General features: G+C 57.0%; 26 protein-coding genes. 20 read left to right on the top strand and 6 right to left on the bottom strand.

Annotation, left to right across the window (positions count from 1 at the left end):
• Window positions 1–46 precede the first annotated feature (46 nt).
• The 11 genes from ACE38U_RS01400 (at window position 47) to flhE (ending at window position 13,524) form a co-directional block, all read left to right on the top strand.
• Window positions 47–2,326: a fimbria/pilus outer membrane usher protein gene (locus tag ACE38U_RS01400; protein ID WP_375529129.1), complete on the top strand. Its 2,280-nt coding sequence runs from the start codon at window positions 47–49 to the stop codon at window positions 2,324–2,326.
• Window positions 2,327–2,361: 35 nt separating this feature from the next.
• The gene (locus ACE38U_RS01395) at window positions 2,362–3,318 is read left to right on the top strand and encodes a Csu type fimbrial protein (protein WP_375529015.1); all 957 of its coding nucleotides are present in this window, start codon (window positions 2,362–2,364) and stop codon (window positions 3,316–3,318) included.
• A 125-nt stretch (window positions 3,319–3,443) separates the two neighbouring features.
• The gene (gene tar, locus ACE38U_RS01390) at window positions 3,444–5,111 is read left to right on the top strand and encodes a methyl-accepting chemotaxis protein II (protein ID WP_375529014.1); all 1,668 of its coding nucleotides are present in this window, start codon (window positions 3,444–3,446) and stop codon (window positions 5,109–5,111) included.
• Window positions 5,112–5,153: 42 nt separating this feature from the next.
• Window positions 5,154–6,758, top strand: coding sequence for a methyl-accepting chemotaxis protein (locus ACE38U_RS01385; RefSeq protein WP_375529013.1), 1,605 nt, complete (start codon window positions 5,154–5,156; stop codon window positions 6,756–6,758).
• A 19-nt stretch (window positions 6,759–6,777) separates the two neighbouring features.
• The gene (cheR, locus tag ACE38U_RS01380; RefSeq protein ID WP_038481764.1) at window positions 6,778–7,644 is read left to right on the top strand and encodes a protein-glutamate O-methyltransferase CheR; all 867 of its coding nucleotides are present in this window, start codon (window positions 6,778–6,780) and stop codon (window positions 7,642–7,644) included.
• Entirely contained in the window at window positions 7,641–8,690 is a 1,050-nt protein-coding gene (locus ACE38U_RS01375; protein ID WP_038481767.1) for a protein-glutamate methylesterase/protein-glutamine glutaminase, read from the top strand. Before cheR ends, ACE38U_RS01375 begins: the two co-directional genes overlap by 4 nt.
• A gap of 19 nt (window positions 8,691–8,709) precedes the next feature.
• Window positions 8,710–9,099, top strand: a complete 390-nt coding sequence (gene cheY, locus ACE38U_RS01370) for a chemotaxis response regulator CheY (protein WP_008453900.1) — start codon at window positions 8,710–8,712, stop codon at window positions 9,097–9,099.
• Between the two features lie 10 nt (window positions 9,100–9,109).
• Window positions 9,110–9,760, top strand: coding sequence for a protein phosphatase CheZ (cheZ, locus tag ACE38U_RS01365; RefSeq protein WP_039294603.1), 651 nt, complete (start codon window positions 9,110–9,112; stop codon window positions 9,758–9,760).
• A 142-nt stretch (window positions 9,761–9,902) separates the two neighbouring features.
• A complete protein-coding gene (flhB, locus tag ACE38U_RS01360) occupies window positions 9,903–11,054 on the top strand; it encodes a flagellar biosynthesis protein FlhB (RefSeq protein ID WP_038481772.1) in 1,152 nt (383 codons plus the stop codon).
• Window positions 11,047–13,125 carry a flagellar biosynthesis protein FlhA gene (gene flhA / locus ACE38U_RS01355; RefSeq protein ID WP_038481775.1) on the top strand — a complete coding sequence of 693 codons (2,079 nt, stop codon included), beginning with the start codon at window positions 11,047–11,049 and terminating at the stop codon, window positions 13,123–13,125. The genes flhB and flhA overlap by 8 nt, the downstream gene beginning before the upstream one ends.
• A gap of 3 nt (window positions 13,126–13,128) precedes the next feature.
• Window positions 13,129–13,524, top strand: a complete 396-nt coding sequence (gene flhE, locus ACE38U_RS01350; protein ID WP_038481778.1) for a flagellar protein FlhE — start codon at window positions 13,129–13,131, stop codon at window positions 13,522–13,524.
• A gap of 54 nt (window positions 13,525–13,578) precedes the next feature.
• Here the strand turns inward: flhE and argS are convergent, their stop codons facing one another.
• On the bottom strand, window positions 13,579–15,312 hold the full coding sequence (gene argS / locus ACE38U_RS01345) for an arginine--tRNA ligase (RefSeq protein WP_038481781.1): 1,734 nt from the start codon (window positions 15,310–15,312) through the stop codon (window positions 13,579–13,581).
• Window positions 15,313–15,556: 244 nt separating this feature from the next.
• On the opposite strand from argS, the gene ACE38U_RS01340 reads away from it, so the two are divergent.
• The 3 genes from ACE38U_RS01340 to ACE38U_RS01330 all read left to right on the top strand — a co-directional run bounded on the left by ACE38U_RS01340 (window position 15,557) and on the right by ACE38U_RS01330 (window position 17,598).
• A complete protein-coding gene (locus ACE38U_RS01340) occupies window positions 15,557–16,123 on the top strand; it encodes a VOC family protein (protein WP_176981759.1) in 567 nt (188 codons plus the stop codon).
• Window positions 16,124–16,345: 222 nt separating this feature from the next.
• Window positions 16,346–17,095, top strand: coding sequence for a copper homeostasis protein CutC (gene cutC, locus ACE38U_RS01335; RefSeq protein WP_375529012.1), 750 nt, complete (start codon window positions 16,346–16,348; stop codon window positions 17,093–17,095).
• 224 nt (window positions 17,096–17,319) lie between these two features.
• Entirely contained in the window at window positions 17,320–17,598 is a 279-nt protein-coding gene (locus ACE38U_RS01330) for a YdgH/BhsA/McbA family protein (RefSeq protein ID WP_375529011.1), read from the top strand.
• 54 nt (window positions 17,599–17,652) lie between these two features.
• Here the strand turns inward: ACE38U_RS01330 and cmoB are convergent, their stop codons facing one another.
• The 5 genes from cmoB to ACE38U_RS01305 all read right to left on the bottom strand — a co-directional run bounded on the left by cmoB (window position 17,653) and on the right by ACE38U_RS01305 (window position 21,251).
• Window positions 17,653–18,624 carry a tRNA 5-methoxyuridine(34)/uridine 5-oxyacetic acid(34) synthase CmoB gene (gene cmoB / locus ACE38U_RS01325; RefSeq protein WP_375529010.1) on the bottom strand — a complete coding sequence of 324 codons (972 nt, stop codon included), beginning with the start codon at window positions 18,622–18,624 and terminating at the stop codon, window positions 17,653–17,655.
• Window positions 18,621–19,364, bottom strand: coding sequence for a carboxy-S-adenosyl-L-methionine synthase CmoA (cmoA, locus tag ACE38U_RS01320; RefSeq protein ID WP_038481795.1), 744 nt, complete (start codon window positions 19,362–19,364; stop codon window positions 18,621–18,623). Before cmoA ends, cmoB begins: the two co-directional genes overlap by 4 nt.
• Before the next feature lie 39 nt (window positions 19,365–19,403).
• The gene (locus ACE38U_RS01315; protein ID WP_038481798.1) at window positions 19,404–19,799 is read right to left on the bottom strand and encodes an MAPEG family protein; all 396 of its coding nucleotides are present in this window, start codon (window positions 19,797–19,799) and stop codon (window positions 19,404–19,406) included.
• A gap of 70 nt (window positions 19,800–19,869) precedes the next feature.
• A complete protein-coding gene (locus ACE38U_RS01310) occupies window positions 19,870–20,688 on the bottom strand; it encodes a DUF72 domain-containing protein (RefSeq protein ID WP_375529009.1) in 819 nt (272 codons plus the stop codon).
• Window positions 20,685–21,251: a hydrolase gene (locus tag ACE38U_RS01305; protein ID WP_176981762.1), complete on the bottom strand. Its 567-nt coding sequence runs from the start codon at window positions 21,249–21,251 to the stop codon at window positions 20,685–20,687. Before ACE38U_RS01305 ends, ACE38U_RS01310 begins: the two co-directional genes overlap by 4 nt.
• Window positions 21,252–21,518: 267 nt before the next feature.
• On the opposite strand from ACE38U_RS01305, the gene aspS reads away from it, so the two are divergent.
• From aspS to ruvB, 6 genes are all read left to right on the top strand, one after another.
• Window positions 21,519–23,291: an aspartate--tRNA ligase gene (gene aspS / locus ACE38U_RS01300; RefSeq protein WP_038481807.1), complete on the top strand. Its 1,773-nt coding sequence runs from the start codon at window positions 21,519–21,521 to the stop codon at window positions 23,289–23,291.
• Window positions 23,291–23,734, top strand: coding sequence for a dihydroneopterin triphosphate diphosphatase (gene nudB / locus ACE38U_RS01295; RefSeq protein WP_038481809.1), 444 nt, complete (start codon window positions 23,291–23,293; stop codon window positions 23,732–23,734). Before aspS ends, nudB begins: the two co-directional genes overlap by 1 nt.
• A gap of 23 nt (window positions 23,735–23,757) precedes the next feature.
• A complete protein-coding gene (locus ACE38U_RS01290) occupies window positions 23,758–24,498 on the top strand; it encodes a YebC/PmpR family DNA-binding transcriptional regulator (protein ID WP_038481812.1) in 741 nt (246 codons plus the stop codon).
• A gap of 151 nt (window positions 24,499–24,649) precedes the next feature.
• Window positions 24,650–25,171: a crossover junction endodeoxyribonuclease RuvC gene (gene ruvC, locus ACE38U_RS01285; protein WP_016536954.1), complete on the top strand. Its 522-nt coding sequence runs from the start codon at window positions 24,650–24,652 to the stop codon at window positions 25,169–25,171.
• A gap of 82 nt (window positions 25,172–25,253) precedes the next feature.
• Window positions 25,254–25,865, top strand: coding sequence for a Holliday junction branch migration protein RuvA (gene ruvA / locus ACE38U_RS01280; protein WP_038481816.1), 612 nt, complete (start codon window positions 25,254–25,256; stop codon window positions 25,863–25,865).
• 8 nt (window positions 25,866–25,873) lie between these two features.
• A complete protein-coding gene (ruvB, locus tag ACE38U_RS01275; RefSeq protein WP_176981763.1) occupies window positions 25,874–26,884 on the top strand; it encodes a Holliday junction branch migration DNA helicase RuvB in 1,011 nt (336 codons plus the stop codon).
• Window positions 26,885–26,904 lie beyond the last annotated feature (20 nt).

The following is a 26,904-nucleotide window of genomic DNA, read 5'->3' as shown; positions in this document are numbered from 1 at the left end:
TTCTTTGGTAAAAATTATATTGCTTAATGGTTTATTTTTCTCAGGCATAACGGCAGCACAAGATACTAATAATGACTTACCTCAGAATGCGGTCAAAAATGACACAGCTCAGCCTGTAGGCGTTGATTTATATCTCGACACGACGGTGAATGGTAATCCCGTGGGTCTGGTTCATCTTGGCTACGCTAACGGCAAATTATACGGCGACGCAATGGCCCTGCGTCAGTTGGGATTTCGCCTGCCGGAAAAAGCGCGCCCGCCTTTTTACCTCAATGATATTTCGCAGGTCACGGTTGACTATAACGTTCAGCAGCAAACTTTGGCGCTGAACGCGCCGCTGAGCCTGTTAGATCTGAAAACAACCCAGCTAAACCAGACGGATGTGTCCTCTCCGACGGCCTCAAATGCCGTCGGCGCATTGCTGAACTACGATCTCTATGCGGACAGCGGGAAAGAAAGTAACTTCAATTCATTCAGTGAGTTCCGCGCGTTTGGCGCTGCAGGCGTATTCAGTTCGACCCAGCTTACGCGCTATTCCACCGAGCAAAATGATAACGAGTCCTTTAGCCGGCTTGATACCAGCTGGCGCTCTTCGTTTCCCGACAAAATGCTGGCGGTCACCCTCGGTGACACGCTAACCAGTTCGCTTTCCTGGTCCCGTCAGACACGTATCGCCGGGGTAAAAATCGGTACCGATTTTGGCCTTAATCCCAATATGCCCACGACGCCGCTGCCGGCTTTTCTTGGCTCGGCAACGCTGCCGTCGAGCGTTGAGCTATATGTCAATGGGGTGAAATATTATAACGGTGAAGTGCCGGCGGGCAGCTTCCAGTTGAATACGCTGCCAAACATCACCGGGGCAGGGAATGCTCAGGTAATGATGACCGATGCGCTGGGCAGAACCAGCGTGCAGAACTTTTCTTTTTATAACGATCAGCTTTTGTTGAGGGAGGGGCTGACCGACTGGTCCCTCGAACTGGGTGTGGTCAGAAAAAACTACGGCTACAGCTCTTTTGACTACGCCAGCGAGCCGGCGATCAGCGGCACATGGCGGCGTGGCTTCAGCAACAGCCTGACCGCCGGAGGTCATTTCGAAACCAGCGACAGCCTGGTGAACGGCGGGATAAGCAGCGACTGGATCCCCGCCAGCCAGGCCGGAACAATTTCAACGGCGCTCGCCGCCAGCTCGGACTCCGGGGAGAATGGCTATTTATACGGCCTGGGCTACCGCTGGTCCGGGGGGCGTTTCAACTTTAGCTCCAGCGCCACGGCCACCTCCGGAGATTATCGCGACGTTGCCACTCGTTATGGTTCCGCGCCGCCCGCGTTCAGCGGCAGCGCGGTGGTGGGGTATAACTTTGGCGTTGGCGGGAACCTCAGTATGAGCTATCTGCAGTTTCGCTACCCGGACCAAAGCGCAATTCGCTATGCCAACGCCAGCTGGTTTAAATCCATTTCCGAAAACGTCTCCCTCAGCGCCAGCTTTAACCAGAACATCGACGACAGCCGCGACCGCAGCGTTTACCTGATGGTGACCGTCAGTACCCAGAACAACCTTACCGCAGGCGCAACGGTTCAGCGCACGGGCGACAAGATGGGGTACCAGCTCAACGCCAGCAAGACCCCGCCGTCTGAAGGCGGGGTGGGCTGGAACGTGGCCGCCAGCCAGCAGAGTTCTCAGCAAAGCGGGCAGGGCGAAGTGGGCTATCTGGGGCGCTACGGCCGCGTATATAGCGGCTTCCGCAGCATTCCTGATAATAACTATGGTTATGCGGGCGCTACCGGCTCGCTGGTGATGATGGGCGGCGGCGTGTTTGCCGCACGCGAGATCAATAACGGTTTTGCGGTGGTGTCGACGGACGGCATTCCGAACGTGCCGGTGAAGCTGCAGCATAATCTGGTCGGCAACAGCGACGGCAACGGTCAGCTGCTGGTTACGCCGCTGAACAGCTACCAAAACAACCTCATCAGCATTGACCCGATGAACCTCCCGGCCAATATGCGGATCCGTAACGTGAGCATGAACGCCACGCCGGCAGACCGCTCCGGGACTCTGGTGAATTTTGACATTAAGCCGGTACGCGCTGCGCAGGTGAGCCTGGTGGATGCTAAAGGAAATGCTATTGCGGAAGGCAGCCCCGTCAGGCTGATGGCGGGCATTGGGCAAGACACCGTGGTCGGGTTTGATGGCCTGGCCTACTTTGACGCGCTTGAAAGTCACAACGAGCTAAGAGTGACCACGGAAAACGGCATTTGTATCGCCGAATTTGACTACCCCGAGAACCAGAAAAGCGTGCCGAATATCGGCCCGATTGTGTGCCGCTAGCAAGTCTGTGGCCTTTTGATACAGGAGTTATCCGCGTGAGATTAAAACAATTGCTGCTGCTGGCGGTGCTCTTGCTGTCCCCCGGAATTAGCCAGGCGGTGGTTTGCTCGGTGAGCAACGTTCAAACGGTTAACTTTGGTACCGTCAACCCGCTGGCGACAGGTACGCCCAATACGTCGATGACCTTCGATTACAGCTGTTCCAAGCAACTGGGCGATCTGCTGGCCGGGGTGACGCTTTGTTTTAATATTGACGGGGCCGGGGTAGGGAACCACAAAATGTCTTTTGCCGGGCCGCCTGCCAGCACGCTGAGCTATGAGCTTTATCAGGGGACAGTCAGCGGAGGCGCATGGGGAAGTCAGTTCCAGTCGGGGACCACCTATCCGATGATACAGTTAAATTTACTCAACCTGACGCCCGTCACCGGCAGCCTGACGGTCTACGCGCAAATGTCGGTGCCGCAAACCTCCGCCGCGCCGGGCGGTTATCAGGATATTTACACCAGCGGTATGACAACGGTAACGATGAATACCGGCCTGCTGGCGCCACCCGCTGGCTGCGGCACGGGCGTCGCAACAAACTTTCCTTTTAATGTCATCGCAACCGTCAGCAAGCAGTGCAACGTCAGCTATGCCAACAACGTGAGCTTCGGGCCGGTGTCGGCCATGCAAACCAATCTGGCCTCGAATAACACCATAGGCATTGCCTGCACTAACGGCACCCTTTACACCGTGGGCCTTACTCCTTCGAATAACAACACCGGGGGAACAGGGGCGTTAAAAGGCACCGGAACGAATACCGATCAGGTGCCTTATCAGCTCCGGCAAGCTACCGGAGCATCCGGGGCGGTGTGGGGGAATACGGCATCAAACTACCGTTCCAGCACGGGAACCGGCGTCGCACAGGCGTACCCGGTCTACGTCACCATTCCCAGCACTAACTACACCCCCGATGATTACGCTGACACGGTAACCATCACCGTAACTTATTGATCGTCGCCACGTCTTGCCCATAGCCGGTTGCTGTAGCGCAACCGGTTAATTTCCCTGTGACTTAACGTAAAGTTCCCGCGCCCTGTGCCGATAACTTCGGGAACAAGTCGTTAAAAGGGCGTCCTATGTTAAAGCGTATTCGCGTTGTCACCATGCTAATGATGGTGCTGGTGGTGTTCGCGCTGCTGCAAATCATTTCCGGTGGAATGTTCTTTAATTCTTTAAAAAGCAATAATGACAACTTCAAGGTTTCTCGAGAATTACGGGTTCAGCAGGCAGAGTTAAACCAGGCCTGGATCCTGATGCTGCACACGCGTATCAACCTGAGCCGCTCTGCCGCACGCATGATGATGGACCCGGCGAACAGCCAGAGCGCCGCGAAGACCGACCTGCTGAACAATGCGAAGAAGTCCCTCGCCAGCGCCGGGCAGCACTACAACAGCTTTAAACAGGTCGCTCCGATCTCCCCAGAAATGAACGCCGTGGTGAAAGACATCGACGGTGACTACCAGGCCTATCACCAGGCGCTGGCTGAGCTGATTGGTTACCTGGAAAGCGGCAATATGGACGCCTACTTTGGCCAGTCAACTCAGGGCATGCAAAACGCGCTCGAAAAAGCCTACGACGGCTATCTGGCGCTGAACGACCGCATGTACGAAGCCTCCTACGTAGACAGCCGTGCCGGTTATACCTTCGCCATCTGGCAGCTTGGTATTTTAGCCCTGGCGCTGGCGGCGGTCATTCTGCTGGTCTGGCTCGGTATGCGCCGGGTCCTGCTCAAACCGCTGAACGTGGTGATTGGCCATATTCGCGAAATTGCCGCCGGTAACCTGACGGAAAAAATTAACGTTGAAGGAAAAAACGAGCTGACCCAGCTCGCCTCCAGCGTGCAGCACATGCAGCAGGAACTGATCGCCACGGTTAGTAGCGTGCGCGAAGGCTCTGACGCTATCTACAGCGGGACCACCGAAATCGCCGCAGGTAACAACGATCTCTCCTCCCGTACCGAGCAGCAGGCGGCTTCTCTGGAAGAAACCGCCGCCAGCATGGAGCAACTGACCGCCACCGTTAAGCAGAACGCCGAGAACGCGCGGCAGGCCTCCCAGCTTGCGCTGAATGCCTCTGAAACCGCGCAGCGCGGCGGCAAGGTCGTGGACGGCGTGGTGAAAACCATGCACGACATTGCCGGCTCCTCGAAAAAAATCGCCGACATTATCAGCGTCATCGACGGCATCGCTTTCCAGACCAATATCCTGGCGCTGAACGCGGCGGTAGAGGCCGCTCGCGCGGGTGAGCAGGGGCGTGGTTTTGCGGTGGTGGCCGGTGAGGTTCGTAACTTAGCCAGCCGCAGCGCGCAGGCTGCGAAAGAGATTAAGTCACTGATTGAAGATTCCGTTTCACGCGTGGACACCGGCTCCGTGCTGGTCGAAAGCGCCGGGGAAACTATGAGCGATATCGTGAACGCCGTTACGCGAGTCACGGACATCATGGGAGAAATCGCCTCGGCGTCAGATGAGCAAAGCAAAGGTATCGACCAGGTCGCCCTTGCCGTTTCTGAAATGGACAGAGTTACGCAGCAGAACGCCTCCCTGGTGGAAGAGTCTGCTGCCGCGGCCGCCGCGCTGGAGGAGCAGGCCAGCCGCCTGACTCAGTCGGTTGCGACGTTCCGTTTGCAAGGGAATGCGGGCAGTAAAAAAACTACAGCGGCCGCGCCGGTGGCGCAAAGCTCTGTGGTTCACACCCCGCGTACTCCGGCCAGGGCCGGTGATAACGATAACTGGGAAACTTTCTGATCGGATGAACCGCGGCCAAATGGCCAGCAGAGGAAAGCTTTGATGTTAAACCGTATCCGGATCTCGACCACTCTTTTCCTGATTTTGATTGTCTGCGGCGTGCTGCAGATTGGCAGTAATGGTTTGTCTTTCTGGGCTTTTCGTGACGATTTTCAGAACTTCAAGAGAGTCGAGGTGAGCAATCAGCAGCGCGATGCGTTAACGCAGAGTCGTGCCGCTTTACTGCAGGCCAGCAACGCCTTAAACCGGGCGGGTACCCTGACGGCGCTGAGCTATCCGCCGGACGATATTAAGCGCCTGATGGCTAACGCCCGCAGCAGCCTGAAGCAGGCGGATATGCTGTTTAACCAGTTCCTCGAAGTTCCGCAGACGGGCGGCGATGTCGAGAAATTGATGGCGTCGACGAAAGCGAGCTATGCGGCGTTCCGCGACGATCTCCAGCATCAGGCTACGTGGCTTGAGAACAACCAGCTTTCTGATTTTATGAGCGCCCCGGTACAGAAATCGCAGGACGTTTTTGATGCGAATTTCAACGCCTGGCAGCAGAGCATTAACCAGATAGTGTCGACCGCCAGCGGCGACAGCCAGAAAAATTACCATCTCTCTGCGGTGATTTTTACCGTGGTGACGATTGTCGCCGTGGTGCTTTTGCTCGGTTCTCTGGCCTGGTCGCGAAAAATGATTGTTCAGCCGCTGGCGATTGTGCGTAGCCATTTTGACAACATCGCCGCTGGCGATCTGGCGAGGCCGATTTCGGTCTTTGGGCGCAATGAGATCTCGGAGATTTTCGCCAGCCTGAAAAACATGCAGGCCGCGTTAAAAGAGACGGTAAGCCAGGTTCGAAGCGGCACCAGCGCGATGCATACCGGCATTGGTGAGATTGCCGCAGGCAATAACGATTTGTCTGCTCGTACCGAGCAGCAGGCGGCTTCGCTGGCCGAGACTGCCGCCAGCATGGAGCAGCTTACGGCAACCGTGGGGCAGAATGCGGATAATGCGCGCCAGGCGGCTCAACTTTCCCGCAGCGCGGCCGATACCGCGAAGCAGGGTGGGCAGCAGGCGGCTAACGTGGCCAGCACCATGCGCGACATCGCCGGCAGCTCGCAGAAAATCAGCGACATCACCAGCGTTATCGACGGCATTGCATTCCAGACTAACATCCTGGCGCTGAACGCGGCGGTAGAAGCGGCGCGCGCCGGTGAGCAGGGCCGTGGTTTCGCCGTGGTGGCGGGTGAGGTTCGCAATCTTGCCAGCCGCAGCGCTCAGGCGGCAAAAGAGATCAAAGTATTAATTGAAGAGTCCGTTAACCGCGTACAGCAGGGGTCAAAGCTGGTAGATACGGCGGCGACCACGATGGCCGAGATAGTCCGTTCGGTGACGCAGGTGAACGACATTATGGGTGAAATAGCCTCGGCGTCTGATGAACAGCGTCGTGGCATCGAACAGGTCGCCCAGGCGGTAAGCCAGATGGATCAGGTGACACAGCAAAACGCCGCGCTGGTTGAAGAGGCGGCGAGCGCCACCGATGCGCTGGCGGGCCAGGCCGAATATCTCTCCGGCGTGGTGGCCGTATTTAACCTGAGCGGCGCCGAACCTCAGCCCTCCGCCAGTGAGTTTGTCGCTTCCGGAGAATGGGTAACATCTTGAATGGAATGAAGAAGGCGCTATGACATCACCAACGCCCACGGGGCAACAGTCATTAATGCTACAGATGACACAGCGTCTGCCGCTCTCCGACGCGCATTTTCGTCGGATATGTCAGTTGATTTACCAGCGCGCGGGAATCGTGCTGGCAGACCATAAACGGGACATGGTTTATAACCGTCTGGTTCGCCGCCTGCGGCTGCTGGGACTGGATGATTTTGGCCGTTATTTGGGCATGCTGGAGGCCAACTCCAGTACCGCCGAATGGCAGGCCTTTATTAACTCGCTGACCACTAACCTGACGGCATTTTTCCGCGAAGGGCACCACTTCCCGATCCTTGCGGAACACGCCCGCAAGCGCGGCGGAGATTATAAAGTCTGGAGCGCAGCGGCTTCGACCGGCGAAGAGCCGTATTCCATCGCCATTACGCTTGCCGATGTGCTGGGCGGCGGCGCGGGGCGCTGGAAGGTTTTTGCCAGCGACATAGACACTCAGGTGCTGGAGAAGGCGCAGAGCGGCGTTTACCGCCAGGAAGAGCTGAAAACGCTGTCACCGATGCAGATGCAGCGCTATTTCATGCGCGGCACGGGCCCGCATGACGGCCTGGTTCGCGTGCGCAGTGAGCTGTCGAGTCATATTGATTTTGCGCCGATCAACCTGCTGGACAAGCAGGCGCCGGTGCCGGGGCCTTTTGACGCCATTTTTTGTCGCAATGTGATGATTTATTTCGATAAACCAACACAGCAGGCCATTTTGCAGCGCTTTGTTCCGCTGCTGAAGCCCGGTGGATTGCTGTTTGCCGGGCATTCGGAGAACTTCAGTAACCTCAGCCGCGACTTCTGGCTGCGTGGCCAGACGGTCTATGGCCTGAGTAAGGAAAGAACATGACGAAAATACGTGTCTTATCGGTCGATGACTCTGCGCTGATGCGGCAGATAATGACGGAAATTATCAACAGTCATAGCGATATGGAAATGGTTGCTACCGCCCCGGACCCGCTGGTGGCGCGCGATCTGATTAAAAAGTTTAATCCGGATGTGTTAACGCTGGACGTCGAAATGCCGCGTATGGACGGCCTCGACTTCCTGGAAAAGCTGATGCGCCTGCGGCCTATGCCGGTGGTGATGGTCTCTTCCCTCACCGGAAAAGGGTCTGAGGTTACGTTGCGGGCGCTGGAGCTGGGCGCGATCGACTTCGTGACCAAGCCGCAGCTTGGCATCCGCGAAGGGATGCTGGCCTACAGCGAAATGATTGCCGAGAAGGTGCGTACTGCCGCCAGGGCTAAGATTGCCGCTCATGCACCGACCGCCGTGCCTGCGACCCTGAAGGCCGGGCCGCTGCTGAGCTCTGAGAAATTGATTGCCATTGGCGCCTCAACCGGAGGCACCGAGGCGATTCGTCACGTGCTGCAGCCGCTGCCGCTTTCCAGCCCGGCGCTGCTGATAACCCAGCATATGCCGCCTGGTTTTACCCGGTCGTTTGCCGAGCGCCTGAATAAGCTCTGTCAGATAAGTGTGAAAGAGGCGGAAGACGGCGAACGCGTGCTGCCGGGCCATGCTTATATCGCTCCGGGCGATAAGCACATGGAGCTGGCGCGTAGCGGCGCGAACTATCAAATCAAATTACATGACGGCCCACCCGTGAACCGGCATCGCCCGGCCGTGGATGTGCTGTTCCATTCGGTGGCGAAACACGCGGGGCGAAACGCCGTGGGCGTGATCCTCACCGGAATGGGTAATGACGGTGCCGCCGGGATGCTGGCGATGCACCAGGCAGGGGCGTGGACCATCGCCCAAAACGAAGCAAGTTGTGTGGTGTTCGGCATGCCGCGTGAGGCCATCAATTCCGGTGGCGTCAGCGAAGTGGTCGATTTAAGCCAGGTAAGCCAGCAGATGCTGGCGAAAATTAGTGCCGGACAGGCAATACGTATTTAACTGAAGGAGCCCGGATTTTATGGCGGACAAAGAACTTAAGTTTCTGGTCGTAGACGACTTTTCAACCATGCGCCGCATCGTGCGTAACCTGCTTAAAGAGCTGGGTTTTAATAACGTTGAAGAGGCTGAAGACGGCGTAGACGCGCTGAACAAACTGCAGGCAGGCGGATTTGGTTTTGTGATTTCTGACTGGAACATGCCGAACATGGACGGTCTGGAACTGCTGAAAACCATTCGTGCCGATGGTGCGATGTCAGCCATGCCGGTGCTGATGGTGACGGCGGAAGCCAAAAAAGAAAACATCATCGCGGCAGCACAGGCCGGGGCGAGCGGCTACGTGGTGAAGCCATTCACCGCGGCGACGCTGGAAGAGAAACTGGGCAAAATTTTCGAAAAGCTCGGCATGTAAGGAGGCGCAAATGCACTCATCAACAAACCCGGCAACAGAGATACACGAGCATTCACCGACCGATATTATCGCACGTATCGGCAGCCTGACCCGCATGCTGCGCGACAGCCTGCGTGAACTGGGGCTCGACCAGGCGATTGCCGAAGCGGCTGAAGCTATTCCTGACGCCCGTGATCGCCTGGACTATGTAGTGCAGATGACCGCCCAGGCCGCGGAACGCGCCCTGAACTGCGTGGAGCTGTCCCAGCCTCATCAGAATCAGCTGGAAAGCGAAGCCAAAGCGCTGAGCGGCCGCTGGGATGCATGGTTTGAAAATCCAATCGAGCTGAAAGACGCCCGTGAACTGGTGACCGATACCCGCAGCTACCTGTCTGGCGTGCCGGAGCACACCAGCTTCACCAACGCCCAGCTGCTGGAAATCATGATGGCGCAGGATTTCCAGGACCTTACCGGTCAGGTTATCAAGCGCATGATGGACGTTATCCAGGAGATTGAACGCCAGCTGTTGATGGTGCTGCTGGAAAATATGCCGGAGCCGGACGCTCGCGCTAAGCGCGTGAACGAAGGCTTGCTGAACGGCCCGCAGCTTGATGCTACCGCCGCCGGCGTAGTGGCAAGCCAGGACCAGGTTGACGATTTGCTCGACAGCTTAGGGTTCTAAACGCCCGCTACCTCTCCTGCGTGTGCGGGGGAGGTAGCTTCTTAACGCCAAAATAAACGTACAAAAACGTTTGTAATTCCTCTATTAGCCCAACCGTGCTCTGGCATGCTGTCCTTGAAATTGCGGCCACGAGATTGTTGCGGTGTCTGAAGATAGCGATCAGGAAAAAACAGAAGCCCCCACGGCCCACCGACTTGAAAAGGCTCGTGAAGAGGGGCAAATCCCGCGTTCCCGAGAACTGACCTCACTGCTGATGTTGCTGGTGGGGTTGTGCATTATCTGGATGGGCGGGGCGTCGCTTGGCAAAATGCTCGGCGCGATGCTGTCTGATGGCCTGCACTTTGACCATAAAATCATCAACGATCCCAGCCTGATTGTGAATCAGATCAGCCATTTGATTAAGCTTGCCGTGATGGCGCTGCTGCCGCTTATCTCCGGATTAGTGATTGTGGCGATAGCCGCGCCGATGCTGCTGGGCGGGGTGAATTTCAGCTCAAAAGCAATTCAGTTTAATCTCGGCAAGCTCAATCCGATTACCGGGATTAAGCGGATGTTTTCCATGCAGACGGCGGCGGAACTGCTGAAGGCAATGCTGAAAGCGACCCTGGTGGGCTGCGTGGCCGGCTGGTATCTGTGGCACAACTGGCCGGCGATGATGCGGCTGATGAGCGAATCCCCGGTTACCGCGCTGGCAAACGCGCTGAACATGGTGGCGCTTTGTGCCCTGCTGGTCATTCTGGGGCTTATCCCAATGGTGGGGTTCGACGTTTTCTTCCAGATTTACAGCCACATTAAAAAGTTACGCATGACCCGCCAGGATATTCGTGACGAGTACAAACAAAACGAGGGCGACCCGCATATCAAAGGGCGTATTCGTCAGCAGCAGCGGGCGATCGCGCGCCGTCGCATGATGGCCGATGTGCCGAAGGCTGACGTTATCGTGACGAACCCGACCCACTATGCGGTGGCCCTGCAGTACGACGAAAACAAGATGAGTGCGCCGAAGGTGCTGGCCAAAGGAGCCGGGCTGATCGCGCAGCGCATCAAAGAGATTGGTAATGAAAACCGTATCCCAATGCTGGAAGCCCCTCCGCTGGCTCGTGCGCTGTACCGCCATGCGGAAATTGGCCAGCAGATCCCCGGTCAGCTTTACTCCGCCGTGGCGGAAGTGCTGGCCTGGGTCTGGCAGCTACGGCGCTGGCGCATGGCCGGCGGCTTAATTCCGAAGAAACCTGAAAATCTGCCGGTGCCTGAGGCGCTGGACTTTGCAAACGAGAAGGACTCCGATGGCTAATCTGGCTGCGATGTTGCGCCTGCCGGGCAACATGAAATCCGGGCAATGGCAAATTCTTGCCGGCCCGGTACTGATCCTGCTGATTCTGTCGATGATGGTGCTGCCGCTGCCGCCGTTTGTCCTCGATCTGCTGTTTACCTTTAACATCGCGCTGTCGATCATGGTGCTGCTGGTGGCGATGTTCACCCAGCGCACGCTGGACTTCGCGGCGTTCCCGACCATTCTGCTGTTTACCACGTTGCTGCGCCTGGCGCTGAACGTGGCTTCTACCCGTATCATCCTGCTTGAAGGGCATACCGGTGCCGCGGCGGCGGGTAAAGTGGTTGAGGCCTTTGGCCACTTCCTGGTCGGCGGTAACTTCGCCATCGGTATCGTGGTGTTTATCATCCTCGTTATCATCAACTTTATGGTTATCACCAAGGGTGCGGGACGTATCGCTGAAGTCGGGGCGCGTTTTGTGCTGGACGGGATGCCGGGTAAACAGATGGCCATCGATGCCGACCTGAACGCCGGGATCATTGGCGAAGAAGAGGCGAAAAAGCGCCGTTCGGAAGTGACCCAGGAAGCGGACTTCTACGGCTCTATGGACGGGGCAAGTAAGTTCGTGCGTGGCGACGCCGTGGCCGGGCTTATCATCATGGTGATTAACGTGGTCGGTGGGCTGATGGTCGGCGTTATCCAGCACGATATGGCGATGGGCGCGGCGGCACAAAGCTATACGCTGCTGACCATCGGTGACGGGCTGGTCGCCCAGATCCCCGCCCTGGTTATCTCCACGGCGGCGGGCGTTATCGTAACTCGCGTGGCGACCGATCAGGACGTTGGCGAACAGATGGTCACCCAGCTGTTCAATAACCCACGCGTGATGCTGCTAGCCGCAGGCGTTCTGGGGCTGCTCGGCATGGTGCCGGGGATGCCTAACTTCGTCTTCCTGCTGTTTACCGCCGCGCTGCTGGGGTTAGCCTGGTGGATGCGTGGCCGCCAGATGGCCGCGCCGGAAGCGCCGCAGCCGGTTAAAATGCCGGAAAATACTCAGGCGGTGGAAGCGACCTGGAATGACGTTCAGCTGGAAGATCCGCTGGGGATGGAAGTGGGCTACCGCCTGATCCCGATGGTTGATTTCCAGCAGGACGGCGAGCTGCTCGGGCGTATCCGCAGTATCCGTAAAAAATTCGCTCAGGAGATGGGGTTCCTGCCGCCGGTGGTGCATATTCGCGACAATATGGACCTGCCGCCCGCGCGCTATCGTATTCTGATGAAGGGCGTTGAAATCGGCAGCGGGGATGCCTATCCGGGCCGCTGGCTGGCGATTAACCCCGGCACCGCCGCGGGGACGTTGCCGGGCGAGGCGACTATCGATCCGGCCTTTGGCCTGGCCGCTATCTGGATTGAAAGTGCGCTGAAAGAGCAGGCGCAGATTCAGGGCTTCACCGTGGTTGAAGCGAGTACCGTGGTGGCAACGCACCTGAACCATCTTATCGGGCAGTTTGCGCCGGAGCTGTTTGGCCGTCAGGAAGCGCAGCAGTTGCTTGACCGCGTGACCCAGGAAATGCCTAAGCTGACCGAAGATCTTATCCCGGCAGTGGTGACGCTCACCACGCTGCACAAGGTGCTGCAAAACCTGCTGGAAGAGAAAGTGCCGATTCGTGATATGCGCACGATTCTGGAAACGCTGGCCGAGCATGCGCCTATTCAGAGCGATCCGCATGAATTGACCGCCGTGGTTCGCGTGGCGCTGGGCAGGGCTATCACTCAGCAATGGTTCCCCGGCACCGGCGAAGTGCAGGTTATCGGTCTGGATGCGGCGCTTGAGCGTCTGCTGCTACAGGCGTTGCAGGGCGGTGGCGGCCTTGAGCCGGGGCTGGCCGATCGCCTGCTGGAGCAGACTCAGGATGCCCTGCAGCGCCAGGAGATGCTGGGTGCGCCGCCGGTTCTGTTGGTGAACCACGCGCTGCGTCCGCTGCTGGCGCGTTTCTTACGCAGAACGCTGCCTCAGCTGGTGGTCTTGTCGAGCCTCGAGCTGTCTGACAACCGTAACATCCGTATGACGGCCACAATCGGAGCGAAATAAATAATGAAAGCGTTGCTTTTGATGCTGCTGGTGCCGTTTGGTGCGCTGGCGTTAGGCGAAGGTTCCTGGCAGGACAGCGGTATCGGCGTGACGCTGAGCAACCGTGGCGTGACGGCATCATCCCGCCCGCTGAAGCCGATGCAGCCCGTTACCGGCAAAATGACGCTGATTGCCTGGACCTATGTGCTGGATGGCCCGACGCCTGCCGGACTGGCGGTCAAACTTTGTTCGCCAACCAACTGCACGCCGCTTGAGGGTGATAACGGCACCACGCGCGGCCTGACCAATACCGACGCCAACCAGCCTTTGCGTTTTGTCTGGGAAGTGCCGGGCGGCGGCTCAATGTACCCACCGCTGCGGGTGCGCAGTAATCAGGTTATCGTTAACTACATCCAGTAAAATAAAAAGGCTCATCAAACGATGAGCCTTTTTAGTTCCCGCAGACTGTGGCAGTTACATGCGTTCTACGGTTTCGATCCCCAGGGTATCCAGACCCAGCTTCAGGGTCTTCGCGGTCAGCAGCGCCAGCTTCAGGCGGCTGTTGCGGGTGGCTTCGTCGGCGGCGCTCAGGATTGGGCAGTGCTCATAGAAGCCGGAGAACAGGCCTGCTACATCGTAGAGGTAGGCACACATCACGTGCGGCGTACCGTCGCGAGCAACCACGTTTAGCGTCTCTTCAAACTGTAGCAGGCGAGCGGCCAGCTGGGCCTCACGATCTTCGGCAATCACAACGTTGGCTTTCAGCAGTTCGGCTTCGTCGAGATCTGCCTTACGGAACACGGACAGCACGCGGGTATAGGCGTATTGCATATACGGCGCGGTGTTGCCTTCGAAGGCCAGCATGTTGTCCCAGTCGAAGATGTAGTCCGTGGTACGGCTCTTGGAAAGGTCGGCGTATTTCACCGCGCCAATACCTACCGCATTCGCCAGTTTTTCCAGCTCGTCCGCAGGCATGTCCGGGTTTTTCGCCGCTACCAGGCCGCGGGCGCGTTCCATGGCTTCATCCAGCAGGTCGGTCAGCTTAACGGTGCCGCCGGAGCGGGTTTTGAACGGCTTGCCGTCTTTGCCCAACATCATGCCGAACATCTGGTGCTCCAGCGTGACGGACTCAGGCACGTAGCCCGCTTTACGCACGATGGTCCACGCCTGCATCAGGTGCTGGTGCTGGCGGGAGTCGATGAAGTACAGCACGCGGTCTGCATGCAGGGTTTCGTAGCGATATTTCGCACAGGCGATATCGGTGGTGGTGTAGAGATAACCGCCGTCTTTCTTCTGGATGATAACGCCCATCGGATCGCCGTCTTTGTTCTTGTACTCGTCAAGGAACACCACGGTCGCGCCTTCGCTTTCTACCGCCAGACCTTTCTCTTTCAGGTCAGCAACGATGCCGGGCAGCATTGGGTTGTAGAGGCTTTCGCCCATGACGTCATCGCGGGTCAGCGTCACGTTGAGGCGCTGGTAGGTTTTCTGGTTCTGCGTCATGGTGATGTCGACCAGCTTGCGCCACATCTCACGACAGTATTCATCGCCGCCCTGCAGCTTAACCACATAGCCGCGTGCACGCTCGGCAAAGGCTTCGTCTTCGTCGTAGTGCTTTTTGGCGGCGCGATAAAACTCTTCGAGGTCGGCCAGCGCCATTTCGCCCGCGTTTTCCTGCTGCTGTTTTTCCAGGAACGCGATGAGCATGCCGAACTGAGTACCCCAGTCACCGACGTGGTTCGCGCGGATCACCTTGTGGCCCAGGAATTCGAGAGTACGCACGGCGGCATCGCCGATGATGGTGGAGCGGATATGGCCCACGTGCATCTCTTTGGCAACGTTCGGCGCGGAATAGTCCACCACGATAGTTTGCGGTTTAGACACGCTAACGCCCACGCGGTCAGACGCCACAGCCTCATCGACGTTTTTAGCCAGAAATGCCGGATCGAGGAAAATATTGATAAAGCCTGGGCCTGCAATTTCAACTTTGCTGGCGATCCCGGTCAGATCGAGGTTGGCGATGACCTTCTCTGCGACCTGTCGTGGCGGCATGCCCAGCGTTTTAGCAACGGACATCACGCCATTGGCCTGATAGTCGCCGAACTGGACTTTTGCCGACTGACGAACCTGCGGCTCGCAGTCCGCTGGTGCGCCTGCAGCAATCAGCGCCTGGCTGACTTTTTCTGAGAGAAGAGACTGAATATTCACCGGGATACCTTACAATTTGTACTGGGCCGCCGCATCAAGGGCAGCCTGAAAATGAGGAACGAAACAGGGCGTGAGTATAACGTTATTTGCGGCCTGGCGTCAGCAAAAGCCTCGCTCACGGGGCGCGCAATTATTATTAACGGCGTAATGAATAACCATTCATCTTATTTTGGCCCCGGCGGGGAGTTGGCTCGCCCCCAGGAACAGGGTAGATTACGCGCTTTCTGAAAAAGAGGATGGCGGCATGGCAAACTGGCAGGCGGTAGATGAACTGCATGATATTTCGGCAGATCTGCCGAGATTTACGAAAGCGTTAACAGAACTTGCCACCCGGCTCGGGCTGGATATTGCGCCGCTTGATGCCGATCACATTTCTTTGCGCTGCCATCAGAACGCGACCGCCGACCGCTGGCGTGCGGGGCTGGAAAAATGCGGCGCCTTACTGAGTGAAAATGTGATTAACGGTCGCCCGATTTGCTTATTCAAGCTGGATGAGCCGGTGTGCGTAGAACACTGGCGGTTTACGGTGGTGGAGCTGCCCTGGCCGGGCGAGAAGCGTTACCCGCACGAAGGCTGGGAGCATATTGAAATTGTGCTGCCGGGCGAGCCGGAAACGCTCAACGCACGGGCGCTGGATTTGTTGTCCGACGCCGGGCTGCGTGAAACGGGGATTTCGGTGAAAACCAGCTCGCCAAAAGGTGAACGCGAAAGGTTGCCTAACCCAACGCTTGCGGTCACCGACGGTAAAGTCACTATTAAATTCCACCCCTGGAGCATCGAGCAGATCGTCGCCAGCGAACGGGCCGACTGATTAACATTGCTTCACCGCGTTTGCAGGCGGCGGACGCTTCATCAGGCAGCGCCGCCGTACCGCCAAAATTTATTCCATTTCGCGCTGTCGCTGTGACGTCCGTCGATCCCTTCATCAAAATTGAATGTCATAGTACGCTACCTTTTTGTGAACCTGTTTTCAGATGTTCATCGAGGTACAGGGACACAACCGGCGAACTGCAGGTTTTTTTAGGAGTAATCAATGGCTTTGCTTGAAATATGCTGTTATGGAATAGATTGTGCTGTCACTGCAGAACAAGCCGGCGCGGACAGAATTGAACTCTGCTCTGCGCCTAAAGAAGGAGGGCTGACGCCTTCCGCCGGCGTGCTTCGGCAGGTCAGACAAAAGGTGTCGATTCCCGTGCACCCGATTATTCGTCCGCGCGGCGGTGATTTTTGCTACACCGACGGTGAATTTGCCACCATGCTGGAAGATATCGCCTTCGTGCGCGAACTAGGCTTTCCGGGGCTGGTGATCGGGATGCTTGATGAGGACGGCAATATCGATCTGCCGCGAATGGAGCTGGTGATGCAGGCCGCCGAAGGGATGGCCGTGACGTTCCACCGCGCTTTTGATATGTGTCATCATCCGCTGCAGGCGTTCGAACAGCTGGCGGCGCTGGGCGTGGCGAGAATACTGACCTCCGGGCAGCAGCAAACGGCTGAAACGGGAATCTCACTTCTTCGGGAACTAAAACAGCATTCCCGTGCTCCAATCATTATGGCTGGCGCAGGCGTGCGTCTGAGCAACGTAAGCAAGTTTGTTGCAAACGGCATTGAAGAGCTTCACAGCTCCGCCGGGCGCTCGGTTCCTTCGCCGATGCGCTATCGCAAAGCTGGCGTGTCCATGAGCGCCGATGCCGAAGCCGATGAGTTTAATCGCTACTGCGTGGATGCAGACGTAGTGGCGGCAATGAAAAACGCGCTGTCGGTGACGAGCCCGTCGCGCTGAAAAGATTTTTACCGCGCATCATGTCGCCCAATATGATGCTTGCTCGTACCAGGCCCCGGCGGATTGCTGGGGCTTTTTTTATTTTGTAACCGGGGAAGCGTTGTGTAACTGGTTCTGCACTATTTGCACACATTGTTTAACATCGTTTGCCAGTCACTTACGTTACAAAACACCCCATTGTGAATAATCCTCTCCGACAACTATCAATGTTAGAGGGAATTAAAATGAAAAAAATAACTGCAACTGTAATCCTGGCTCTGTCATCCGTCTTTGCTTCTTCCGCTTTTGCTGCACCACTGCCTCAGGTGCTTAACGGCAGCGCCGTGGGTGAGGAGCAAATTGGCGTAGTGTCCATTCGCGGCGTGTCAGGCAGCACCGATGACGCCATCAACCAGCTTCAGGTAAAAGCCGAGAAAATTGGCGGCAGCAAAATTAACATTACCGGCCTTGGCACACCGGGCGACTCCAGCCTGTGGAGCGGTACCGCGCAGGTTTATCGCTAAGCGATAGCGAAGATAAAAAACCCGGCACTCAGCGCCGGGTTTTTTATTCGAGGATTATGGCTTACGAGCCACCAAAACGGCACGCAGCGGGGCAGGGTAGCCTTCTATGGTTTTGCTGCTGTCGTTAGGATCAAGGAAATCGCCCAGTGATTCGGTGGTCATCCACGACGTTCGGCGCTGCTCTTCCTGGGTGGTGAGGCAGTGATCGACAATCTTAACGTCGACAAAACCGCATTTCTCCAGCCAGTTTTTCAGCGCCAGCGCGGACGGAATGTAGTACACGTTACGCATCTGCGCATAGCGCTCACCGGGCACCAGCACGGTATTTTCATCCCCTTCCACAACCAGCGTTTCCAGCACCAGCTCACCTTCCTTGACCAGCTGATTCTTCAACTGCCAGAGATGGTCCAGCGGCGAACGACGGTGATAAAGCACCCCCATCGAGAACACGGTATCAAAGGCGTTCAGCTCCGGAAGCTGCTCTATGCCCAGCGGCAGAACGTGGGCGCGCTGATCGTTACCCAACAGCTTGCGTACGGCTTCGAACTGGCAAATAAACAGCTGCATCGGATCGATGCCAACCGCAAGCTGTGCGCCAGCGCCAATCATCCGCCACAGGTGATAGCCGCTGCCGCAGCCGACGTCCAAAATGGTGCGTCCTGCAAGTGGAGAGATGTGCGGCAGCACGCGATCCCACTTAAGATCCGAGCGCCATTCGGTATCGATGTCTACGCCATAGAGCGAATATGGCCCTTTACGCCACGGCATCAGGTTACGCAGCAGCTTTTCAATGCCCAGCTGCTGGCCTTCGCTCAGCGGCGCAGCCGACTCGGCCGTCACGCTGTGCAGCAGGTCGAGGCGGTGCGGGGTCATTTCCGGCAGGTAATTCACCGTGTTGTACCAGTGCTTAAACTGGCCGTGCAGGGATTCGCGCTGCCAGCTGGCAATCTGCGCAGGCAGCGTTTCCAGCCACGGGGCCAGGTGGTTTTTGGCGATCAGCTGATAAAAATTACCGAAATCAATCATGCGGTTTCTCCGGATTTGACGGCCACCAGAGAGCCAAAGTTAAAGCACTGGAACCACAGCTCGGCGTGCGCAAAGCCCGCCTGTTTAAGGCGTTTTTTATGGGTTTCAACCGAGTCGGTCAGCATCACGTTTTCCAGCATGCTGCGCTTTTGGCTGATTTCAAGTTCGCTGTAACCGTTTGCACGCTTGAAGTCGTGGTGCATGTTAAACAGCAGCTCGCCGACTTCGGCATCTTCAAAGCTGAATTTTTCCGAAAGCACCAGCGCGCCGCCCGGCTTCAGGCCTTGCCAGATTTTATTCAGCAGCAGTTGACGATCGTCGGGCTCTAGGAATTGCAGGGTGAAGTTCAGCACCACCATTGAGGCATTTTCAATGCTGATATGGCGAATATCGCCTTCGATGACCTCAACCGGGGTCTGCGCCTTAAACGCATCCAGATGGCGGCGGCATCGCTCGACCATGGCCGGAGAGTTATCAACGGCAATGATTTTGCAGCTATCGTGACGGATGTTACGACGCACCGATAACGTTGCCGCACCCAAAGAACAGCCAAGATCGTAAACCTGGCTGTGGGGCTGAACGAAGCGCTCCGCCAGCATGCCAATCATGGAGATGATATTGGAGTAACCGGGCACCGAGCGCTGGATCATATCGGGGAACACTTCGGCCACCCGTTCATCAAAGGTCCAGTCGCCTAGTTTGGCTATTGGGGCGGAAAACAGCGTATCGCGGTCAGACATAACGTTAAATCCGGAAATTCGAAAGGGGCGTATTTTGCGTTAATGGAGCGAGAAAACCAACTCCCACGGCATATACCATAAGTTAGCCAGCACCATCAGCAGCAGCGTACACCAGGTAGCGCCCATGCCGGAACGACGCCAGCGGATCAGTCGGTGATGGTATCCGTAGTAGTGCAGCAGGCGTCCGGCCAGCAGCATAAGACCGCAAATATGCACCATCCAGGTTTCGGCGCCGTCCATCTCCATCAGTAATAAAAGCAGGAGGGCGATAGGAATATATTCGACGGCATTGCCGTGAATACGTATCGCACTTTGGAGTTCGCTAAAGCCGCCGTCGCCGTAGGAAACGCGGTACTGCATGCGCAGGCGAACGACGTCGAATGAAAACTTAATTAACAGCAGAGCAGCCAGCACCGCATAAAGCGCGCTTACCATATGAACTCCATGTCGAAACAGTTACGGCTCACGCTATGATAGCTCGCAACCGGAGTGCTGTCGCTAGTGGTCAGAAAAGTGTGGCCTGCTGAGGGATTGCTGGTGCGGGGCCTAATTCAGGGAATGCCTGCTGCAGCGCGGGCCATAGCGTATGGACCAGCTCTGGTGCCTGGGCAATGTCCGGCGTATGAAGAAACAGATAGGGCGTGGTTTTCGTTGCCCATTCAGGCAGTTTTTTTAACCAGACGTCGAATAGCGCGGCGTTTTGCGCCATGTTATCGCTGCCGATAAAGCGCACTAGCGGGTTTGAAGCGGTCACGATGGCATGCACCGGGACTTTAGGCTTTTTACGCTGGGCCTCCCGCACCGCTTCGTTATGCGGCACGGCGCTATGAATAGGGCGGCTATCGAGAATAGCGCGGTTTACCAGACGTTCGTGCAGCCCGCGATTCAGCGCCTGCTCATCTGCCCCTTTGTTGAAAAAGGCCGGATGGCGCACTTCAACGCCATAGGTAAACTCAGCGGGTAAAGAGTCCAGAAAATGCCACAAAGCGGGAAGGTCGCCTGGCCCAAACGCTGCCGGTAGCTGAAGCCAGTATTGCCCGATGCGGCCAGCCAGCGGCGACATGCGGTCAAAAAACTCGGCGGTAAGATCGCCGCAGTTTCGCAGGGCAGCGTTATGGGAAATGGTGGCGGGAAATTTAAAACAGAAGCGAAAACTGTCGCCTGTCATCTCCCGCCAGCGCTGTACGGTTTCTGCTTTTGGCAGCGCGTACAGCGTGGTATTGCCTTCCACACAGTTAAAATGGCGGGCGTAATCTTCAAGCGAAGTGATGCCGAGCCGGTTCCATTTGGGGTGCTGCCATTGTGGAAGGCCTAGATAAATCATAGCGAGGCGATTATCTCATCGGTGCTGCGGACGCGGGCGATGCGCGGGAAGATAAACTTCAGGCTATGGTTATGCTGCTCGGCGGAGGACGCGCTGCAGGCGTCCTCCGCTAGAACCAGTGAGAAGCCCATTTCCCAGGCGTTGCGTGCGGTAGACTCGACGCCAATGTTGGTTGAAATACCGCACAGGACAATGGTGTCGATGCCGCGACGGCGCAGCTGTAACTCCAGATCGGTGCCGTAAAACGCGCCCCACTGGCGTTTAGTGACTTCGATGTCGCTGTCCTGTTTACCCAGCGCAGTAGGGTAGTTCCACCAGTTTTCTGGCAGGGTATGGCCCGGAGGTGCCGCATCAACCGGCTGTTTCAGGGCTTCGGCGTAGTCGGCTGACCAGCCTACTCGCACCATCACTACCGGTGAACCGTTGGCCCGGAATTTCTCCGCCAGGCGTGCTGCGCGTGCCACGACGTCATTGGCGCCGTGCGGACCGCCGGCAAACGGCAGAATGCCGTCCTGCAGGTCAATCACCACCAGGGCAGTACGAGATGCGTTGAGTTCTGTCATTGTGACTCCGGTAAAATGGGGGTTAAGGGTCAATACCTTACGCTGGAAGCCAGGTTGCTGAGTTTACAAATTTTGTTAATTTTTGTGAGAATCTGCAATACCGGCGCTGCGATTCGCGCCAGTCGGCGGTTTCGGGGTTATCGCCAGCCATTATTTCCAGTATAATAGCCCCCTTTTTTCATCCAGTTGTGACAGTCGAAATAGCTGCCACCAAAGCGCCTGCCGTCGCAGGTGGCGGGTCGCGTGCAGCTGATTAAGGGATATCTCATGCGTACAGTATATTGCGGGCAGCTCAATCAATCCCATGTGGGACAGCAAGTAACGCTTAGTGGGTGGGTTAATCGTCGCCGTGACCTCGGTAGCCTTATCTTTATTGATATGCGCGATCGTGAAGGCGTCGTGCAGGTGTTTTTCGACCCTGACCGTCAGGAAGCGTTCCAGCTCGCCTCTGAACTGCGTAATGAGTTCTGTATTCAGATTGTGGGCACCGTGCGTGCTCGCGACGAGCGCAACGTGAACAAAGATATGGCCACCGGTGAAGTAGAAGTGTTCGCCACCGAACTGACCATCATTAACCGCTCCGACGTGCTGCCGCTGGACTCCAATCACGTTAATACCGAAGAAGCGCGCCTGAAGTATCGCTACCTGGATCTTCGTCGCCCGGAAATGGCCCAGCGCCTGAAAACCCGCGCTAAAGTGACGAGCTTTGTCCGTCGCTTTATGGACGACCACGGTTTCCTTGACATTGAAACCCCGATGCTGACCAAAGCCACGCCTGAAGGCGCACGTGACTATCTGGTGCCTTCCCGCGTACACAAAGGCAAATTCTACGCGCTGCCTCAGTCTCCTCAGCTGTTCAAACAATTGCTGATGATGTCCGGCTTTGACCGCTACTATCAGATTGTTAAATGCTTCCGCGACGAAGACCTGCGCGCTGACCGTCAGCCAGAATTTACCCAGATCGACGTAGAAACTTCCTTCATGACCGCGCCGCAGGTGCGTGAAGTGATGGAAGACCTGGTGCGTAAACTGTGGATCGACATCATTAACGTTGACCTGGGCGACTTCCCGGTGATGACCTTCGCCGAAGCCGAGCGTCGCTACGGTTCCGATAAACCAGACCTGCGTAACCCGCTGGAGCTGGTGGACGTGGCCGATCTGGTGAAAGACGTGGAGTTTAAGGTCTTCTCCGGCCCGGCAAACGACGCGAAAGGCCGCGTTGCCGCGCTGCGTGTGCCGGGTGGCGCACAGATCAGCCGTAAACAGATTGACGACTACGGCAAGTTCATTGAAATTTACGGCGCTCGCGGCCTGGCGTACATCAAGGTTAACGAGCGTGCGAAAGGCATCGAAGGAATCACCAGCCCGGTGGCGAAATTCCTGAACGCGGACATCGTGGAAGGTATCCTGGCGCGCACCGGTGCGGCCGATGGCGACATGATCTTCTTCGGCGCGGACAGCAAGAAAGTCGTTGCCGATGCGCTGGGCGCACTGCGTCTGAAAATCGGTAAAGACCTGCAGATTACCGATGAGAAAAAATGGGCGCCGCTGTGGGTGGTTGACTTCCCAATGTTTGAAGATAACGGTGAAGGCGGCCTGACCGCGATGCACCACCCGTTCACCGCGCCGAAAGACATGACGCCGGAAGAACTGGCGGCGCAGCCGGAAACCGCGATTGCCAACGCCTACGATATGGTTATCAACGGCTACGAAGTGGGCGGCGGTTCCGTGCGTATTCACCGTAGCCAGATGCAGCAGACCGTGTTCGGCATTCTGGGCATTAACGAGCAGGAACAGCGCGAGAAGTTCGGCTTCCTGCTGGACGCGCTGAAGTACGGTACGCCGCCGCACGCAGGCCTGGCGTTTGGTCTGGATCGCCTGACCATGCTGCTGACCGGCACCGACAACATCCGTGACGTTATCGCCTTCCCGAAAACCACGGCTGCAGCCTGCCTGATGACCGAAGCACCAAGCTTCGCCAACCCGGCCTCGCTTGCCGAGCTGGGCATTGAAGTCATCAAAAAGGCTGAGAAGAACTGATGCCCTTTAAGCGTCCCGTTTCCGTTCTGGTGGTTATTTTCGCGCAGGATACTCAACGGGTGCTGATGTTACAGCGGCGCGACGATCCTGATTTCTGGCAGTCGGTTACCGGCAGCCTGGAGGAGGGGGAAAGCGCGCTGCATGCCGCTCAGCGTGAAGTAAAGGAAGAGGTCGCTATCGACGTGGTCAGTGAGCCGCTGCCGCTAGTTGACTGCCAGCGCTGCGTGGAGTTTGAGATATTTACTCATTTGCGTCATCGCTATGCGCCGGGGATTACGCGTAATACGGAATCGTGGTTCTGTCTTGCGCTGCCTCATGAACGCCAGATTACTATTACGGAACATCTGGCCTGGAAATGGGTGCCCGCCGAAGAGGCGGCCCTGATGACCAAGTCATGGAGTAACCGGCAGGCGATTGAAGAGTTTGTAATTGATGCCGCCTGATACAGGCGCTTTTGGAGATTGTTATGGCAGGTCATAGTAAGTGGGCCAACACGAAACACCGCAAAGCGGCACAGGATGCCAAGCGCGGTAAGATTTTCACCAAAATTATTCGCGAGCTGGTGACGGCTGCCCGTCTGGGCGGCGGTGACGCTGGGTCTAACCCGCGTCTGCGCGCGGCTATCGATAAAGCGCTGTCTAACAACATGACGCGCGACACCCTGAACCGTGCCATTGCACGCGGCGTGGGTGGCGATGATGACGCGAACATGGAAACCATCATTTATGAAGGTTACGGTCCTGGCGGGTCAGCCGTCATGGTTGAATGCCTGAGCGACAACCGCAACCGTACCGTGGCTGAAGTGCGCCACGCGTTCAACAAATGCGGCGGTAACCTGGGCACCGACGGCTCCGTCGCCTATCTGTTCAGCAAGAAAGGCATTATCTCCTTCGAAGCGGGCGATGAAGACCAGATCATGGAAGCGGCGCTGGAAGCCGGTGCTGAAGACGTTGTGACCTTCGACGACGGCGCAATTGACGTTTACACCGCGTGGGAAGAAATGGGCGCCGTGAGAGATGCTCTGGAAGCGGCCGGCCTGAAGGCTGACAACGCAGAAGTCTCGATGATCCCTTCGACCAAAGCAGACATGGATGCGGATACCGCGCCTAAGCTGATGCGCCTGATCGACATGCTGGAAGACTGCGACGACGTGCAGGAGGTTTACCACAATGGTGAGATCTCCGACGAGGTGGCGGCTCTCCTTTAATACCCGTCATTTTTCAGCCCACAGATGCGTTGGCTCTCCTCGCTTACCCCAGACACGTAGTTCATCTACGCTCCTGGGGATGCGCTGCGTCGCCGCCTTTCTGTGAGCTGAAATCTTTTAGGGTATCGTCTCTACCTGATTGAGAGGTTTAATGGCGATTATTCTCGGCATCGACCCGGGGTCACGCGTCACCGGTTATGGCGTTATTCGCCAAACCGGACGGCAGCTAACCTATCTTGGCAGCGGCTGTATCCGAACGCAGGTCGCCGACTTGCCCTCGCGCCTGAAGCTTATCTACGCGGGGGTGAGCGAAATCATTACCCAGTTCCAGCCCGAGTATTTTGCCATTGAGCAGGTATTTATGGCGAAAAACGCGGACTCCGCACTCAAGCTGGGCCAGGCGCGCGGGGCGGCGATTGTTGCCGCGGTGAACGCTGACCTGCCGGTATTTGAGTACGCGGCGCGTCAGGTAAAGCAAACCGTGGTGGGTATTGGCAGCGCGGAGAAAAGCCAGGTGCAGCACATGGTGCGCACGCTGCTTAAGCTCCCGGCCAACCCGCAGGCGGATGCGGCGGATGCACTGGCCATCGCCATTACGCACTGCCACGTCACGCAAAACGCGGCCCAGATGAGCGAATCGCGGCTCAATCTGGCGCGGGGACGATTAAAATAATTAAGGCTGGATATCTATCCAGCCTTTTTTATATCATAGGCTGAATTTTTCGCGCATCAACGCTAATACGCAGGAGCACAATGTGATAGGTCGACTCAGAGGCATCGTTCTGGAAAAGCAGCCCCCGCTGGTATTGCTGGAAACCAACGGCGTAGGCTACGAGGTTTATATGCCAATGACCTGCTTCTACGAGCTGCCGGAAATCGGCAAAGAGGCGGTGGTGTTCACCCAATTTGTGGTGCGTGAAGACGCTCAGCTGCTCTACGGTTTTAACAACAAGCAGGAGCGTACGCTGTTCCGCGAGTTGATTAAAGTCAACGGCGTTGGGCCAAAACTGGCGCTGGCTATTCTTTCAGGCATGTCTGCCCAGCAGTTTGTTAACGCGGTTGAGCGCGAAGAAATAGGCTCCCTCATCAAGCTGCCGGGCGTGGGTAAGAAAACCGCAGAACGCCTGATAGTTGAGATGAAAGACCGCTTCAAAGGAATGCATGGCGACCTGTTTACGCCGGCGGCCGATCTCGTGCTGACCTCCCCGGATAACGGGCAGGCAGACGACGCGGAGCAGGAAGCCGTTGCTGCCCTCGTGTCTCTGGGCTATAAACCACAGGAAGCCAGCCGCATGGTCAGCAAAGTGGGCCGTGCCGGTGCAGACAGTGAAACCCTGATCCGCGAAGCGCTGCGCGCGGCGCTATGAGGTAGAGGATGATTGAAGCAGACCGCCTGGTATCGCCAGGAAATATTACCCCGGACGAGTTAATCGATCGTGCGATCCGCCCTAAGCTGCTCGAAGAGTATGTCGGGCAGCCGCACGTGCGTTCGCAGATGGAAATCTTCATCCAGGCGGCCAAGCTGCGCGGCGACGCGCTCGATCACCTGTTGATTTTCGGGCCTCCGGGGCTGGGTAAAACCACCCTGGCTAACATCGTTGCCAACGAAATGGGCGTTAACCTGCGCACCACGTCAGGCCCGGTGCTGGAAAAAGCCGGTGATCTGGCGGCAATGCTGACCAACCTTGAGCCTCACGACGTGCTGTTTATCGATGAGATTCACCGTCTTTCTCCGGTGGTGGAAGAGGTGCTGTATCCGGCGATGGAAGACTATCAGCTCGATATCATGATTGGCGAAGGTCCGGCTGCGCGTTCGATCAAAATCGATCTGCCGCCGTTTACCCTGATTGGTGCCACCACGCGAGCGGGTTCATTGACCTCGCCGCTGCGCGACCGTTTCGGCATTGTGCAGCGGCTGGAGTTTTATCAGGTTGCCGATCTGCAGCATATCGTCGGGCGCAGCGCCAGCGTGTTGGGGCTGGAGATGAGCGACGAGGGGGCGCTGGAAGTTGCCCGCCGCGCTCGCGGTACGCCTCGTATTGCAAACCGCCTGCTGCGCCGCGTGCGTGACTTTGCCGAAGTGAAACACGACGGCGCGATTACGGCAGAAATAGCGGCGCAGGCGCTGGATATGCTTAACGTCGACAGCGAAGGTTTCGACTACATGGACCGCAAGCTTCTGCTGGCGGTTATCGACAAATTCCTTGGTGGCCCGGTTGGGCTGGACAACCTTGCCGCAGCCATCGGTGAGGAGCGTGAGACGATTGAAGACGTGCTGGAACCGTTCCTGATCCAGCAGGGCTTCTTGCAGCGTACGCCACGCGGGCGTATTGCCACGCCACGCGCCTGGACGCACTTTGGCATTGTGCCACCGGCTCAGCCGTGAATATTCCGCATTAAAAAAGG

The organism is Cedecea selenatireducens (assembly GCF_042138895.1).
Lineage (GTDB): Bacteria > Pseudomonadota > Gammaproteobacteria > Enterobacterales > Enterobacteriaceae > Cedecea > Cedecea selenatireducens.
Note: the sequence above shows the minus strand (reverse complement) of the source record. Positions and strands in the feature narration are given on the sequence as shown.

What these genes read in the sequence shown, in the direction of transcription:
- cmoA (WP_038481795.1), bottom strand. Translation starts at nt 19,364, where the DNA reads ATGTCTGACCGCGATACGCTGTTTTCCGCCCCAATAGCCAAACTAGGC.
- cutC (WP_375529012.1), top strand. Translation starts at nt 16,346, where the DNA reads ATGGCTTTGCTTGAAATATGCTGTTATGGAATAGATTGTGCTGTCACT.
- nudB (WP_038481809.1), top strand. Translation starts at nt 23,291, where the DNA reads ATGCCCTTTAAGCGTCCCGTTTCCGTTCTGGTGGTTATTTTCGCGCAG.
- ruvC (WP_016536954.1), top strand. Translation starts at nt 24,650, where the DNA reads ATGGCGATTATTCTCGGCATCGACCCGGGGTCACGCGTCACCGGTTAT.
- cmoB (WP_375529010.1), bottom strand. Translation starts at nt 18,624, where the DNA reads ATGATTGATTTCGGTAATTTTTATCAGCTGATCGCCAAAAACCACCTG.
- ACE38U_RS01290 (WP_038481812.1), top strand. Translation starts at nt 23,758, where the DNA reads ATGGCAGGTCATAGTAAGTGGGCCAACACGAAACACCGCAAAGCGGCA.
- ACE38U_RS01375 (WP_038481767.1), top strand. Translation starts at nt 7,641, where the DNA reads ATGACGAAAATACGTGTCTTATCGGTCGATGACTCTGCGCTGATGCGG.
- cheY (WP_008453900.1), top strand. Translation starts at nt 8,710, where the DNA reads ATGGCGGACAAAGAACTTAAGTTTCTGGTCGTAGACGACTTTTCAACC.
- ruvB (WP_176981763.1), top strand. Translation starts at nt 25,874, where the DNA reads ATGATTGAAGCAGACCGCCTGGTATCGCCAGGAAATATTACCCCGGAC.
- tar (WP_375529014.1), top strand. Translation starts at nt 3,444, where the DNA reads ATGTTAAAGCGTATTCGCGTTGTCACCATGCTAATGATGGTGCTGGTG.
- ACE38U_RS01315 (WP_038481798.1), bottom strand. Translation starts at nt 19,799, where the DNA reads ATGGTAAGCGCGCTTTATGCGGTGCTGGCTGCTCTGCTGTTAATTAAG.
- ACE38U_RS01340 (WP_176981759.1), top strand. Translation starts at nt 15,557, where the DNA reads ATGGCAAACTGGCAGGCGGTAGATGAACTGCATGATATTTCGGCAGAT.
- aspS (WP_038481807.1), top strand. Translation starts at nt 21,519, where the DNA reads ATGCGTACAGTATATTGCGGGCAGCTCAATCAATCCCATGTGGGACAG.
- ACE38U_RS01310 (WP_375529009.1), bottom strand. Translation starts at nt 20,688, where the DNA reads ATGATTTATCTAGGCCTTCCACAATGGCAGCACCCCAAATGGAACCGG.
- flhA (WP_038481775.1), top strand. Translation starts at nt 11,047, where the DNA reads ATGGCTAATCTGGCTGCGATGTTGCGCCTGCCGGGCAACATGAAATCC.
- cheZ (WP_039294603.1), top strand. Translation starts at nt 9,110, where the DNA reads ATGCACTCATCAACAAACCCGGCAACAGAGATACACGAGCATTCACCG.
- cheR (WP_038481764.1), top strand. Translation starts at nt 6,778, where the DNA reads ATGACATCACCAACGCCCACGGGGCAACAGTCATTAATGCTACAGATG.
- flhE (WP_038481778.1), top strand. Translation starts at nt 13,129, where the DNA reads ATGAAAGCGTTGCTTTTGATGCTGCTGGTGCCGTTTGGTGCGCTGGCG.
- ACE38U_RS01385 (WP_375529013.1), top strand. Translation starts at nt 5,154, where the DNA reads ATGTTAAACCGTATCCGGATCTCGACCACTCTTTTCCTGATTTTGATT.
- ACE38U_RS01305 (WP_176981762.1), bottom strand. Translation starts at nt 21,251, where the DNA reads ATGACAGAACTCAACGCATCTCGTACTGCCCTGGTGGTGATTGACCTG.
- ACE38U_RS01330 (WP_375529011.1), top strand. Translation starts at nt 17,320, where the DNA reads ATGAAAAAAATAACTGCAACTGTAATCCTGGCTCTGTCATCCGTCTTT.